The organism is Achromobacter aegrifaciens, from assembly GCF_902859735.1.
In the GTDB taxonomy this organism is placed as follows: domain Bacteria; phylum Pseudomonadota; class Gammaproteobacteria; order Burkholderiales; family Burkholderiaceae_B; genus Achromobacter; species Achromobacter aegrifaciens.
The window spans coordinates 50,485-65,686 of the sequence record NZ_CADIJY010000005.1; the positions used below are offsets into that span (position 1 = coordinate 50,485).

Sequence of the window (15,202 nt, forward strand, 5' to 3'; positions counted from 1 at the left end):
ATTCACCTCCACTTTCCAGAGAGACCAAATTTGCGTTTAACGTCAATAGGAATTTCAGATTTTGTTAACGAATTTTTTGAATCTTCGGTACTTCCCGACCAATGCCATGTCCCATCATTGCCATCCGAAAAACGATGCACATTGCCGTTTTCATCCTGGGCATATTTATGTTTTCCACCCTTTTCCGGAGAGATGGAGGATTCAAACAAACCCAGCGAGTTTCTCGGCTCTAATCCCGCATCCTGTCTATTCCCCTGCAGTCCTCGAGTATGCTTGGCGCTCGATTTATATACCAACCCATTCGGCAAAGGCACAGGCTCCGGCACAGGCAGCGGGCTTCCTTTACCGCCCCCCTTGCCCGACTCGGCAGTAGAACCATCCTTTCCTCCCTTCGCCGCTCTCCCGCCTATCGCTCCAGCACCGGCCGCCGCACCCTGTATCCCTTCCTCGGCCAGGCTTTCCCAAAACAGCTGCTTCGCTTCCTCACTTCCACGCTCCATGCCTCTTTTGATGGCGGTAAAGCGATCAGCCACGAGCAAGGGCATCCCGAAACGGAGGATTTCGAGCTCTTCTAATTCGGCAGTGCTTAGACCCTGAGCGCTTCTAGATTTCTCTACCAGCTCTCCTTGACGCTGGGTGGATTCGGCCAGACGTTGCGTGAGCTCATGCGCTATCTCAACGCAGTCGACCCCGCATTCCTGGAGTTCGCGACCCCGCTGCGTCGATATCTCTCTGTACTTTGCCGTTACCTCGTCCCGGCACTTCGTGGTTCCGCACGCCTCCATCTCGGCCAAGCGAGACTGATGTTCATCGACAGCAAGACGGTTATTCGTCGTCTCGTTGTTCGCCGCGAACACCGCTTCCGCGCCGTCGACGCCAGCCACCTTGGACATACCGGCCACCAGCGACTGGATCAGGTTGCTACGTTGCTCCTTCTCTTCAGGATTGAGCTTTGACGTCTCGCCCAGCAGAGCATTCAACACCGACCCGGCTCCAGCCCCCAACGCTCCCGCGCCGCAGTCGCTGCCTTTAGCCGCCGCCCCGGCGCAGCCCACGATCGCATGCAGCGCGGCGCGCGCCGCTTCCGCTTGCGGTCCATCGCCCAGATTGGATATGAACTTTTTGACTTCGGTGGCCGCCAACCCTTGCAGATAGTTGACCGCTACCGCCTGCACCATTTCGGTGACAGCGCCCGTAACGTTGCCGCTCACCGCGCCGGCTATTGCAGTGAACCAACGACGATTGTCGCCACCCGCTTCCCATTTCTTGGCGTCTTCGTATTGCGCTTTCAGCTCATCCCTGCGCGGACCCTCGGGTTCATTCTTCAAGGCCTCTTCAAGCGCCTTCGCCTTTGCCGCTCGATTCTCGAAGAACTGCCCCGCCTGTTTCCCCATTTCCTCCACGATGTCGAAACCCGCCTCGATCTGATCTTTATCGAAGATCGGATTCAACGAATTCAACGTGTCGCTCGTATCGCGGTTCAACAACGCGATGGTCTCAGTTGCCGTCTTGCCCGTCAGCGCCTGCTGCCCCGCAACGTCCCGGATCTCCACCGTCCCGCCGCTGATGCCGCTGAGCGTTTTGGAGTCGTTTTCGCCGAAGGCTCCAAGCGCCACCGGCGTCCCCGCCCCGTTGCTGCCGCCGCTTACAGAAATCCGGTCGGCCTTGTAGCGCGCCACGTTCTTCACGTCTTCGGCCACCAGCGTGCCTGTTTTCAGCAGGTTCAGACCATCCGCCACGGCCTGGTCGCTGCTGGAGATGACGCCGCCTATCAGCGTGGTGTTGCGCTTGACGTCCACCACGAAGCCGCCGTCGCCCGCCATCAGCCCGGACTGCTCCTCCACCGACTTGTAGTCGCTCTTCATCCGGGTCTGCGAGACGTTGCCCGACACCGAACTCTTGCAATAGCCGTAGCACAGGCTGCCCTGCACCCCGCCACCCTGCTGCTTGGAGTCGTAGGTGCTGACGTCCTGCAGACTCTCGATGCGCAGGTCCCGTCCGACGTCGGCGATGATCTGATCGGCGCGGCCCGTCGCGCCGATCAAGGAGATGTCGCCGCCCGATTGCAGCGCCAGCACATTGCCCGCGGTCAGCTCGGTGTTGGTCCAGGTGGTGTCCTTGCCATCGCTGCGGCCGCGCGAGGCGTTGGCCCCGACAGTCGCCACAAAGCCGACGCCGTTGCTGCCCGCCGTCACGCCCACGCCCACGCTGGCGCCCGAACTCTTGTTCTGGGTGTGCTGTTCGTAGGTGTCGCGCGCGGCTTGCAGCAGGATGTCGCCGTCCGCCTTGAGCAAGGCGTTGTTCCCGGCGGACAGCCGCGAACCCGTGACCGTGATGTCCGAATCGGCGCCTGCGCCCTTGGCGATGACGGTGAGGTCGTTGCCTGCCGCGACGTTGGAGCCGACCGAGGACGTCGTGTTGCGGGTGGTGGTGGTCTGGCTCTTGCTGCTGCCGATGTCCAGGCTCAGCGTCACGCCGCCCGCGCTCTGCGGGTCCTTCATCACTTCGTCGTAGGTGTTGACCGCCGCCACGCCCGTGGTCACCAAGGCCAGGGCCTTCATGATCTTGTTGTCGGTCTTGCCGGCGGCGTTGCCCATGCGGTTCGCGGTTTGCATGGCATCAAGCAAGGGGTTCTTGGCGTTGATGCTGAGGCCGCTTTGCTTGACCTCGTGGAACTCTCTTTCACGGGCGGAGTCCTGGGCGGCGGCGATGTTGACCTGCTGGCCGATCAGGGTCACGTCGCCCTTGGGCGCGACCACGTTGCTGCCCACGATATTCAAGGTCTTGCCGGCGTTGATGAGCACGTCGCCTTCGACGCTGCCCACGGTGCTGGCCGTGTGGAAGACTTTCTTGCCCTCGAGCGAGTCTGTCTGCTGGCGTTTGCCGTAGCTCAGGCCGCCGGTCGCGCCGAGGCCGGACTTGGTGACTTTCTTGTAGTCGTAGCTGTCCGTGGTGTTGACGCCGGGCAGGATGTTCACGTCGCGCTCGGCGTTCATGACCAGGTTCTTCTGCGCGCCGACGTTGGAGCCGATGACGTTCAAATCCCTTCCGGCCATCAGCACGGCGGTATCGCCGGTGAAGGTCGAGCCCTGCGCCTGCGTCCAGTCGCCCGACTTGATGGTGTGGGTGGTCTTGGAGGACAGGAAGCCCTTGGTCTTGTAGTGGACCTCGTCGCGCGCAGAGCCCGTCTCCACGCCCGCGGTCAGGTTGATGTCGCGCCCCGCCGCGACCGCCAACTGCTTGCCGGCGGTGACATCGGCCGCACGAGCGTTGACATCCTGGCCTGCGATCAGGGTCAGGTTGCGGCCGGCGTCGATGACGGAGCCGATTTCCTTGCTGGTGCTCAGGTCATGACGATTGCGCCGGTTGAGCGCCATGCTTTCGCCATGGCTTTCCGTCAGCGTGGCCAGCGTGATGTCGCGACCGGCTTGCAGACGCGCGTCGTCCTTGACCATGACCTGCGCGGCGGTCAGCGTCAGGTCGCGGCCGGCCTGCATGTCGAGGGTGCCCGCCTCTACCCGCGCCACGCCGGTGAGGTGCGTGCCCCAGGTGCTGCCGTGGTTTTCGGAACCGGCGGTCGAGGTCAGCGCGATGTCGCGCCCGGCGGTCAGGGCGACCTTGTCGCCTTTGATCAGGGACGCGATGTTGGCCAGGTCTTCCCGCGCGGCGAGATTGACGCTGCCGCCCTGAATGGTGCCGCCAGCTTGGTTGACGATGTTGCCGGCGGTGACGACGGTGGCTTGCCGCGAACCGATGGTGCCGCTATTGGTGACTTTGCCTTCGGCGGCGATTTTCACGTCGCGCCCGGCCATGAGCGTGCCGTCGCCCTTGAGGTCGCCTTCGCGCACCACCAGGTAGACCTGCGGCACCAGCACGGTTTCGGTGCTGCCGTCGGGCAAGGTGACGGTCTGTTCCACCAGCCAGACCAGGTCGGTGGTGAGCTGACGCTGCTGGGCCTCGGTCAGCGCGGAGCCAAGCTTGACGCCGTTGTCTAGCGCGAACTTGGCGCCCGCTGCGAGCAGGGCCTTGTACTGCGCGTCGTTGTCGCTGTAGTTCTCCAGGAAGCGCTGGCCGGTGGTGGCCAGGATCTGATCGGACACCGCCTTCTGTTCATAGAAGCCGTCGCCCAGGCGCCGAGGTTGGCCCGAGGGCGTGAGGAACTTGGCGCCCGGCGGAATCAGCGCGGCCCAACCGCCCAGCCGGGACCCGGTCAGCGCGCCGCCGGCGGCAACCCCGGTCCCCGAGGAACCGCCGGACACATGGCCATCGGCGCCTGTATTGGCGTTGACGCCGCCAGACGGGTTGTCCCCCTGCTTGCGATCTCCCGTCAGGCCAGCGCCCGCGCCTGCCGTGTTGTCGATCGAGGTTCCCGGCAACGCGCCGGGCTGGCGCAGCAGGTCGAACAGATAGTCGCTGGAGACGTAGGGGCGTTGGCCCGTGAAACGCGGATCGGTGGACACGATGTACTGCGCGTCCGGCCGGCCGTTGATGGTGAACAGTTGGCTGTCGGGAATGCTGGCCGGATTGGATACGGTGCGGACGGCCTTGCCGCCCGGGAGGTCGAGGCTGGCGACCTGAACCGCGCCCGGCTTGCCGATCGCCGTAGAACCGGGCGTCTTGCCGCTCAGGCCGACCTGCACATTGCCGCCCGCTGTGGCGATGGGCAATTCGATGGGCTGGGCGGCCAGCGTGACGGTGTAGGGAGTGGAGTATTCCTTGCGGTCCCGGCGGCGCTCCTGCGTCACGGTTGCCGTGCCGTTGCGGGTGATGGTGCGCGTGCCGCCGGCGCCGATGTTGTTGATTTCCGGTCCGGATATCGACAACGCGCCGCCCGCCGCGATCTGACTCTTGTTGTTGGTGACGGCGCCGGTCAGCGTCATATTGCCGCCCGACAGGATGCGGGCGGGATCGGTGGAGGTCGTGCGCGATTCGGTGACGGTTTCGGTCACCTGGTAGTAGGTGAAATTGCCCACCAACCGATTGGCGTGGTCGGCGTTGAACTCGTGGATGCGCGCGTCCAGTTCCAAATGCCGGGCCTTGTAGGCGGCATAGGCCTCGTCGTGAGCCTTGCGGCGTTCGCTTTCCGCCGTGCATTCGGCACTCGTCCTGCAGGGACGATCCGGTTCCCGCCAAACGGGCATATCGCCCGCGGGCGGAGTCACGCCGAAGACCGCCCATACGCGCGCATCGTTGGCATACTTGAACTTTTCGGGCACTTGCGTGCAGTCGCCGCCGTTATCGCCGCCGGAGCAGACGTCGTAGGCCTTGGCATAGGCCGGCGGAATGGGCACATCCCGGCCCGCCTTGCCTTTGGTGCGCGGCACATAATCGAACGGAGGGCCGTAGCGATCCGCCGGGTACTTGGTCGACGGCAACAACAGCTTGCGTTCGGGATCGTCATTCAGCCACGCCGGATCCTTGCTGCACATGGGCGTGACTTCGTCGCACAGCCAGTTGGTTTCGGCGTCGTACATGTCCGTCGTGCCTTCTGGCGTGAAGTACACCTTGGGCTTGGACGACACCACCACGGTTTCGTTGGCGTAGTGATCGTTCCGGTTGATCAGCGATGCGGCCGAAATGCGGGCATCGCCGGCGGCTTCGATGGTGGCCGATGCGTTGATCAACGACACGGCCTGGCCGACGGCGCGGCCAATGGCGTCCAGCGCGCCGCCGATGCGCAGGTCTTTCGCCGCGTAGATCAGCGCATGCTCGCGGTTCACGAGGTTGGTGGCGCCCAGATCCAGATCGCCGCGCGAGGCGATCACGGCCCCGCCGCCCGCCCCCACGTCGTTGACCAGCGTACCCGCGCCGATGGAAATGGCGTCGCCGAATATGCGGCCCAGGTTGTTCAGGCTGCCGGCCCTGATGTTGGTGACGCCGCCGTCTATCAAGCCCTCGTTGGTCAGACCATTGGTGACGTTGAGGTTGTTGTTGCGCCCCGCCAGCAGTTCGCCCGTGGCCTGGTTGTGCAACGAGTCGGCCTTGATGTTCAGGTCGCGGCCGGCGCTGAGCCGGGCGCTGTTGTCCATGGCGCCACCCACCGCCAGGTTCAGGTCGCGGCCCGCGATGATGTCGCCGCTCTGGTTCAGCGCGCCGGCATATTCGAAGGAAAGATCGCCGGCGGACTCCACCACCCCCAGACCTTCCAGGGTTTTGACGATGACGGCCAGGCTCTTGCCCGCCAACACCTTGCCCTGCACGTTTTTCAGCGTGTCGGTCTCGATGCGCGCGTCGCCCTGCGAGACCACTTCGCCGGCGGTGTTGTCGACCTCCCTGGTCTTGATGGCGAGGCTCTCGCCCGCGTTGACGGCGCCGCCCCGGTTGTCCACCCCGTCGGCCACGATGCTCACGATCTTGCCCAACACGCCGCGCGCGGACGTGCCGGTGCCATTCAGCGTGTCGCGGTTATCCAGGCGGGACGCCAACAGCGTCAGCGTCCGATCGGCCTGGATCAGTCCGCGCTGGTTGTTGAGCGTGTCCGCGACGGTGACGTTCAGGTCGCCGCCCGCCACCGTGCCATCGCGGTTGTCCAGCGTACCCGCATTGATGCGCGCGTTGCCCGCGGCCGCGATCAGGCCGCCGGTGTTGTCCAGCGTCCCGCCCGCACCCAGATCGATGCGGGCATCGCCGGCGGAGGTGATCTTGCCGCCTGCGTTGCGCAAGTTGGCGGCGGACAAGTCCAGGCCGCCGCCATGAAGGGTTGCGCCGGCGGTGTCGATATCGCCCTTGGCCGACAGCGTCATCAGATTGTTGGCCGACAGCGTACCGCCCGCGAGCGACATATCGCCCGCCGCCGCGCCCGAGTCCGTGGCCGTCAGCGTCATGTCCTTGCCGGCGAGACTGGCGCCGGCATGCTGAATGGAGCCTGCCGTCAAACGCAAGCTGCCTGGCTGATTGAGCACGCCATCCGCGCCCACGCCCGCAGCCAGCCTGCCGGCATTGTCCAGCAGGCCTTGGGTGCGAACGTCGAGATCGCCGCCGGCCAGCACCGCGCCGGTGTTGGCGAGCGAGAAACCTGCGGTCAGGGTGGCATTCGTGGCCGCCACGGCCACGCCCGCATTGGCGAGCTTCCCGCCTGCGTCCAGGATCAGTGCGGCCGCGGATTGCAGGCGGCCGTCGGCGGCGATCCGCAAGTCGCCCGCCGCACTGGCGGACAGCGCGCCCGCCTGCGTGGCGATGATGCCGCCGAGCAGCGCGTCCTTGGCCGCGCGCAGCGTCAGACCGCGGCCGGCGGAAGCCGACCCCAACGTCTGCAACGTGCCTCCCGCAGCGGCAACCAGGACGCCGCCCGCCTGCACCTGCGAACCGGCGCCGAGCGTCAGATCGCCGCGCGCGGCCTGCAGCGACAGGTCGCCTTGCAGCGCCGCGACTGTGCCATCAATCTTGACGCGGTCACCCGCGGTCAGGGCCTGTTCGCGGCCGGCCAGCATGCGGCCCGCCACGTCCAGGAGTTCGTCCGCCGTCGCGGCGAGCTTGTTTGCGGCCTGCACCAGACCGTTCGCGCCCACTTCGATATTCCGGCCCGTCATGGTCAGATTGGCATCGCTGGCAACGGACCCTTCCACTCGCGCATCGCGTGCAGCCGCCAAGGCCAGGTCGCGCACCGACGCCAAAGCGCCAGCGACAAAGAGGTCGCGGCCCGCGAGCGCGTTCAAGGCGCCTGCTGCCTGCACCTGGGCGCCCTGTTTGACGATCAGGTCACGCCCCGCCAACACGGACATGTCGCCAGCCTTGGACGTGGCGATCTCGCCCAACGCGGCCACCACGCCACCCAACCTGGCGTCGCCCCCGGCTTGCAGCATCAGCGCGCCGCCGGCAGCCAGCGTGCCGTCGGTGCCGACATCTCCCGCTGCGAGCAGGGACAGGTCCGTGGCGGCCTGCATGCGGCCGCCGGCAGCGACTTTAAGATCGCCTCCGGCGTCGGCGGTCAATCCGCCAGACAGCGCGGTGACGGTGCCATCGATGCCGATATGCCTGCGCGCCGCGAGGCTGGCTGGTGTGCCGCCGGTCACCACGCCGGTCACAAAGAGATCCCGGCCCGCTTGTGCACGCAGCGTGCCGCCGCTGCCCGCGCCGTCTGCCGTGCCGGCGGTGCCCGCGATATGCAGATCCTGTCCCGCGTCGAGCATCAGGCTGCGGCTGCCTTGCGCCAGCCCGTCCTTGCCCACGCGCAGATCTCCGCCAGCCGTGACGTTCAACAGGCCGTTGGCGATCGTCTTGCCGTTCAACAGCGCATCCGTCGTGGCCGTCAGGCGGATATCCTTCTCGCCGGAGAGGGTCCCGTCAAGAATCAGCTTGCCGCCGGACTGCGCCTCCAACAGCCCGCCTGCCTGCAACGCGCCCGCCGCGCCCAGCGCGAGATCGCCGCCGCTGACAGCAGAGAGCGCGCCGTCGCGCGCCAGGACGGAACCGTCGACCTTCAAGTCCCCGCGGGTGCGCAGATCTGCGCTGCGGCCGGCGATCCACTGGCCGGCAAGCGCGGCCGTGGCCGCGTCCGCGACCACCGAGCCGTCGGCCTGTATGCGCGCGTCCGAGGTCGAAGCCAGCGTCCCGTCCGTGCGCAATCGCAGATCGCCCACAGCCAAGGTCTGGCCCTTGAGCGTCAGGTCCGCGGCCGCGTCCAGCGCCACATCGGCCAGCGATGACACGATGCCGGCAGCCGTCAGGGAGGCGCCCGCCAGTGCGCTCAATGCGCCGCCAGCCAGCGCCTGGCTGCCGGCGCCAAAAGCCATATCCCGCCCGGCGCGCAATGCGAGTTCGCCCTGGGCCGAGGCGGCCACGCCATCCAGTTTCAGGTCGCCTGCGGCTTGCAGGCTCGCGCCTTGATTGCCGCGCAGCTCGCCCGTCATGATTACGTCGCCGCCGGCGCTCAAACGCGCGACATCAGCCGACTCGATCCGACCCGTCGCGGCGATTTGCGCCGTCCCGCCAGCGGTAAGGTCCAACCTGCCGTCTGCGCTGATCGTGCCTTGGGCCGCGACATCGCCGCCGGCCGTCAGCGCCGCATCGGCCGTGGACACCAGCGTGCCGTCGGCCCGCGCGTCGCGGGTCGCGTCCAGGCTCACGCCTTTGCCCTGCAATCTGCTGGCAGCGCCCAGCGACAAGTCCCGCCCGGCGGATGCGCGCAAGCGATCGCCGAAAGCCAACGCATCACCAGTCACGCGCAAATCGCGCACGGCTTCCAGCGTCATGCCGCCATCGGTCAACGTCGTGCCGGCCAATGTGAGGTCCTGGCCTGCGTTCAGGCGCAGCGTCCGGTCGCTCTGCACATGCCCGCCTTGGCTGACGGCGAGATCGGCGCGCGCACGCAGATCCAGCGGACCCGCGGCATACAGCTTGCCGCTCACCGTGGCATTGCGCACCGCCTGCGCGGACAATTCATCCAGGGAACTCAAGGCGCCGGAGACCAGCAGATCACCGCCCGCCAGGGCTTCCACACGCCCCTTGGCCGCCACGCGGCCTTGCGCGCCGATCGCCAGGTCGCTCCCTGCTGCCAAGCGCAAAGCGCCCGTGGCGGCGGTCAACGTGCCATCCACGGTTGCGTGGCGCGCGGCGATCAATTCAATGCCGCCATTGCTTTGCAATGCGCCCACGAGCGCCAGATCCTGACCGGCTTGCGCCGCCACGCCGCCCTCGACTTCCCACTGCGCCTGCGTATTGCCTCGCAAGTCGCGCGCGGCCCGCAGATCCAGGTTCCCGGCCGTCGAACCTTTGCCGGCAAGCGATATGTCGCGGCCGGCGGTCAATGCGATGTCTGCGCGTGAACCCATGGCGCCGGCTGCGGTCAGGTCGCCGTCGGCCCGTGCGGCGATGCCTACGCCCTGGGTACGGCTGGCAGCCCCCAGCAACAGATCGCCGCCGGCGGCAAGCGACAAGGTGCCGCCATACGCCAGAGCGTTGCCGTCGATGCGCATGCCCTGACCCGCCTGAAACGCCAATCCCGCATTGGTTTCAGCAACCCCAGCGAGCGTCAGTTCGCGTCCCGCCCGCAACTGCATCGCGCCTTCGGATTGCAGGATGGAACCCGCGCCCGCGACGAGCTTGCCGATGCTATCCACCGACAGCGGACCTCCGGCAAGCAGCTTGCCATCGACGGCGGCATCGCCTGCGGCCACCACCGTCAACGCCTGCACCGATGACACCTCGCCCGCCGACCGGAACGCAGCGCCCGTGCGCAGGTCCGCCAGGCCGCCCGCCTGCGCCACGCCGCCCGCGCCGATGCTCAGGTCGCCGGCCGATGCCAGCCTCAGCGCGCCAGCCGTGGCGCCGGCCGTACCATCGAGCGACAGCTTACCGTCCGCCCGGACGTCGAGGTCGCCATTGCTGCGCACGCTGCCCGTCAGCGCCGCGTCGCCGCCTGCTTGCAGCCGCGCCTTGCCGGTGCTGGCCAGTTGCCCGCTCACCTGCATGCCGCCCCGCGCTTCCAGCGTCAGGTCGCCATCGGCGCCGATGGCCGCGGAGACGGCCGTATCGCGGCCGGCTTGCAGGCGGACGTCGCCCGCCGCCGCCATGGTTCCGCCGGCCCGCAGGTCGCGCGACGCCACGGCGTCGACGACGCGTCCCTGCGTCTTGCTGGCGGCGCCCAGCTGGATATCGCCGCCACTGCGCATCTGCAGCGCGCCGCCGTAGGCCAGCGCACTGCCGTCCACCTTCAGGCCGCGCGCGCTGTCGATGGACAATGCGCCATCCGTCAACGCCGATCCTGCCAGGCTTACGTCTTCGCCCGCGCGCAGGCTCATCGACTTGCCCGACTGCAACTTCGCGCCCGCAGCGGATGAAAGTTCGCCGCCGGCCTGGACCTGCAACTCGCGCGATGCGACGACGCGGCCCGGCAATTGGATGTCTCGTGCGGCCTGTAGCGCCACCGTCCCCTTGGCCGACACCAGGCCGGCGGAGCCATCGCCCGCTGCCGTCTCGCCGGACTTCGCCCGCGGCGGATTACCATCCTGGCCGGACCCCGAACCCGTACCCGAACCAGCGTCCGTTGCCGGGTCGCCGCCCGAATCCGAACCGCCGGTCACGGGCGGCACAGGATCCGGCACGCGGGTCGCAACGCCGGCGCGCACATGGCGGCCGGCCTGCGCGCTCAGATCCTGATCGCCCATCAGCAACGAGCCCGACAAGGCCAGGTCTCGCCCTGCGGCCACACGCAGCGCGTCCTGGGTCTGCAGGCTGCCCTGCGCCCCCACGGTCACGTCGCCCAGGGCGTTGACCGCCAGTTCCCCGCCCGCGCTCACCGCCCCGCGAACCGCGGCTTGCCCGCCTGCGCGCAAAGCCACCGTGCCCGACGCCTGCGCCGCGCCTGCGACTTCAAGATCGCGGCCCGCCGCCATCTGCAAGTTCTTCGCGGCCTGCACCGTGCCGCTGGGAGTGATGCGCAGGTCCCCGGCGGCGCTCACCTCCAGATCACCCGTAAGCGCCACGAGATTGCCGCCCACGTTCACGCCCACGCCGGCTTCCGTGCCGATCAGCCGTATGCTGTTGGCGTACATGCCGCCCAGTGCCGCCGTGTCCAGCGCCACCGCAGGCGCGGCGCCCTCGCCTTCGCGAGCCGACACCGCGCCAGAGCCGTAATCCACCCGCGATGCACCCGCCGTTACGTTCAGGCGCTGCGCCCAGATGCCCGCGTTGATCTCCAATGTGCGCGCCATCAGGTCCACCTGGCCGACGTTCCCGCCGAGCAGGCCGTCGCCTTCGACCCGGATCTTGCCGCTCGCGACGTCCAGACCGATGCTGCCGTCCGGCCCGACAGCGGGCTTGCCGGTGGTGAGCGTGGCGCGGTCCGCGTTCAGGAAGCCGCAGCCGTTGCAGGTGATGCCGGCCGGGTTGGCGACGATGACATTGGCCCGGTTGCCCGCCACTTCAAGCGCGCCGGCGAGCTGCGACGGATTGGGGGCAGTGACCTGATTCAGGATGGTCGTCGCGCGCTGGTTGCCCAGCATGGGGTTGCCCGCGACCTGGCCCGCCAGTTGCGTCTGGCTGGCCCCGCCGCTGTTGTTCAACACCACGCCGGAGCGGCCGACGCTGAAGTCCGTGAACTTGTTGTTCGACACCCCGCCCGCGGAAGGCGGCGCGATGTTCACTACCGGCACCCCGTTGGTCACGCCCACCACTGGCCGTTGGCCCGGAGCATTCCGGTCCACTGAGATAGGTAGCGTCTGCGCCAGGACCGGCGTCCAGACCTGGGTGTACAGCACGAGCCACACGATGGCGGAACGGAATTTGGACATGAGGCACACTCGGTAGTCGGTTCTTGTGGCGCGCTGCGGGACTCGCGGCGCAAGGAGCGAGGCGCGGGCGTGGCCCGGCCGCGCTTGACGCTAAAACTCGAACATCAGTGACGCAGCCAGTACGGTGCTCTGCGTCTTCAGGCTTTCTGGTTTCTTCAAGGGCCAACCCGCCGACAGGTCGTAACTCGCGCTCAGGCCGGGCAGGGCGATCCGGCCGCGCATGCCGGTCACCGCGCCGATCAGCGTGCGGCCGGACAGGTACTCCGCCGACGGGCCTCCGACCCGTCCGACGTCAAACCCGGTGTAGAGCTGCTGACCCAGATCGCCGAGGTTCAGCGACAGGTCTTGGCGCAACGTCCAGCCGTCTTCGGCGGCCAGCGTCATCTCGCCATCGAAGCCGCGCACGGCGTAGCGATTGCCGATGGTGAAGTAGTCCGCCGGCACCACCGCGGTCTTGGCGTGCTGGATCTGCCAATTGGCCTGATACGCCACTTGCTGGCCCGCCACCTTGAACGGCAGATGCAGTCCGGCGTTGGCCGTGAGCAGGGTGCTGCGCCCGTTCCAGTCGGGATCGCCGTAGATGTAGCCGGGACGGTCGGAGAACTGCGGCAGCGTTCCGCGCACGCCGCCACCCACGTCCAGCGCGGCGGGGCCGATGTACTGGCGATGCCCATAACCGAACTCATAGCCAGCGATGTCGCGTCGCTGCACGTCGATATCGACGTCGTTGATCGTGCTGTTGACGCGCTTGCGCAGGAATTTCAGCGTCACCGTGCCCTTGTAGGCGCCAGCCCGATAAGGCACCACGGACACGCCCGCCTCGATCTGCTTGGTGGTGCCGCCGTAGATGACCGGCTCGTCCAGACCCGCCACGGTCTGGCGATAGCGCGAACGGCTGGCGCCGGCGAACAGCGTCCAGTACCCGAAGGGAATGCTGTAGTTCATGGAGGCCGCGCGCGTTCCGGCGTCATCGCGGCGCAGCGCGGCGTTGCTGTTCCATGAAACCGACAACTGGTCATACAGGAACAACGGAGAATCCAGCGTGAGGCCGGCGTTGATCTGTTCCTTGCCGGTGGACTCCATGCCGCCGTTGTCACCGCCCAGGTAGGCGTGCCAACGCTTGCCGCTGCCGGGTTTGATGAGGATGTCGGAGTCGCCGACGCTCGGACCTGGCTCCACGTCTATGGTGGCATCGGCCTGGCCGCCAAGCCGCCGGATGTTTTCCAAGGCCTGGTCCAGATCGCGCTGATTCAGTTCGCCGCCCGGGCCGGTCGGCAGCGCCGTGCGCCACCAGCCCGCGGCGCCCTCGCTCTGGACTGCCGAAATGCGGCCTGGCACGTAACGCAACTGCAACTCGCCTGCGGCCAAGGATTGCTCCGGCACCAGTACGCGCGCGGTGATCAATCCTTGAGCGATGAGCAGCGCGTGCAAATGCTCCTGCAACTTCTTCAAACCCTGTCCGCCCAGGCAGGGGCCGATGGCGGACTCGGCCGCGCGGCGCAGCGCCGACGGCGGTTCGGGGGAGTCCCATTGCACTTCGCGCAGCACGAAGCACCGGCTTTCCTCGGGAAAGACCAGCGGCCCTTCCCCCGCGGCCGGCGCCTCGGGCGCGGACAGGACGTCTGGACGCTGCGCGGCGCGCGCGCGCTGCGCCTCGAGCTCCTGTTCCTGGCGGCGCTGGATCTCGGTGGCGCGGTCAGCGGCCGCGGGCAGTATGGGTTGGGCTGCCAAGGGGGATGCGAACACCGCCAGCAAGGCCACTGCGGTCAGCTTCATATGAAAGCTATTGCTTCTGGATTTTTCTTAATGAAACCGCCCGCGGATGCAGCGATTGCGCCTACCTGCAAAGGTCTGTTCGTTTTCATTTGGGAGGGACTACGTGCAAATGCGCGGTTCTGGTTGTTTGGCGCAATGCACGAATTCTGGTCAGCAAGATTTGTCGCAAGTTAAGCGAATGGCAGGCCGTTCCGCACCAGAAAATTCTGATAGTTGACAGTAGAAGAGCGCTTTTTCGGCCCTCAATGCCCCGCCCGGCGTCCTCGGAAGGCTGTGCCACAATTGCGCCCATGCACCAGGACAACCGCCTACTCCACTCCTCCCTGGCCACTCAGGCCGCGCAGCTCTCCTCCGCCTGGAAAGTCGCTTTCGAGACACGCGCCGTGGCCGACGCGCTGGCCGGCGTGATCGCCCATGTGGACAAGCGCCTGGAAGAAGGCGCGGTGGTCTATCCGGCCACGCCTTTCCGCGCCCTGCACGGCCTGGAGCCGTCGGACGTGCGCGTGGTGATCCTGGGACAAGATCCGTACCACGGCCCCGGTCAGGCCCAAGGTCTGGCCTTCTCAGTACCCGACGACTGCAAGCGGCCGCCCAGCCTGCGTAACATCTTCAATGAGATCGCCCAGGAGTTTCCGGGCACCCGCGTGCCGGCCGGCAACGACCTGAGCGTTTGGGCGGATCAGGGCGTGCTGCTGCTGAACACCGCGCTGACCGTGGAAGACGGCCAGCCCGCCTCGCATGCCAAGCGTGGTTGGGAAACGGTGACGGATGCGTTGATCGCCCTGGTCGCGCGCGACCCGTCGCCCAAGGTTTTCATGCTGTGGGGAGCCCATGCCCAGGCCAAGCGGGCGTTGCTCCCGGACAACAGCGGCCACCTGGTCCTGATGTCCAACCACCCCTCGCCCCTGTCCGCCAGAAGGCCCCCAGTACCCTTCCTGGGCTGCGGCCACTTCCTGGCCACCAATCAGTGGCTGACCAACCAAGGGAAAAACCCTATTGATTGGGAGCTGGACAAAAAAATAATTCCCATGCAGGGCGAATTCGGGTTATGATCGCCGCACTGCACAAAACGAGTTCGGCATTTACCGCCTTGATTTAGCGGAAATTTTCGCAGTCTGCCGGGTGACACAGCCCCGGCCCCATGCCGAACATCATCGATTCCTGACCTCCTTTCCTTTCGCCCTGCGTTCCACTCA

3 protein-coding genes are annotated in these 15,202 nt (G+C 66.9%); 1 reads left to right on the plus strand and 2 read right to left on the minus strand.

The window, feature by feature from the left end:
• Positions 1 to 2: 2 nt before the first annotated feature.
• Positions 3 to 12,230 (minus strand): hemagglutinin repeat-containing protein, encoded by a 12,228-nt coding sequence (locus tag HV766_RS16320; protein WP_175181517.1) that lies wholly within the window; start codon positions 12,228 to 12,230, stop codon positions 3 to 5.
• Positions 12,231 to 12,320: 90 nt separating this feature from the next.
• Positions 12,321 to 14,006, minus strand: a complete 1,686-nt coding sequence (locus HV766_RS16325; RefSeq protein WP_175181518.1) for a ShlB/FhaC/HecB family hemolysin secretion/activation protein — start codon at positions 14,004 to 14,006, stop codon at positions 12,321 to 12,323.
• Positions 14,007 to 14,296: 290 nt separating this feature from the next.
• On the opposite strand from HV766_RS16325, the gene HV766_RS16330 reads away from it, so the two are divergent.
• A complete protein-coding gene (locus tag HV766_RS16330) occupies positions 14,297 to 15,058 on the plus strand; it encodes a uracil-DNA glycosylase (protein WP_175181519.1) in 762 nt (253 codons plus the stop codon).
• Positions 15,059 to 15,202: the final 144 nt, after the last annotated feature.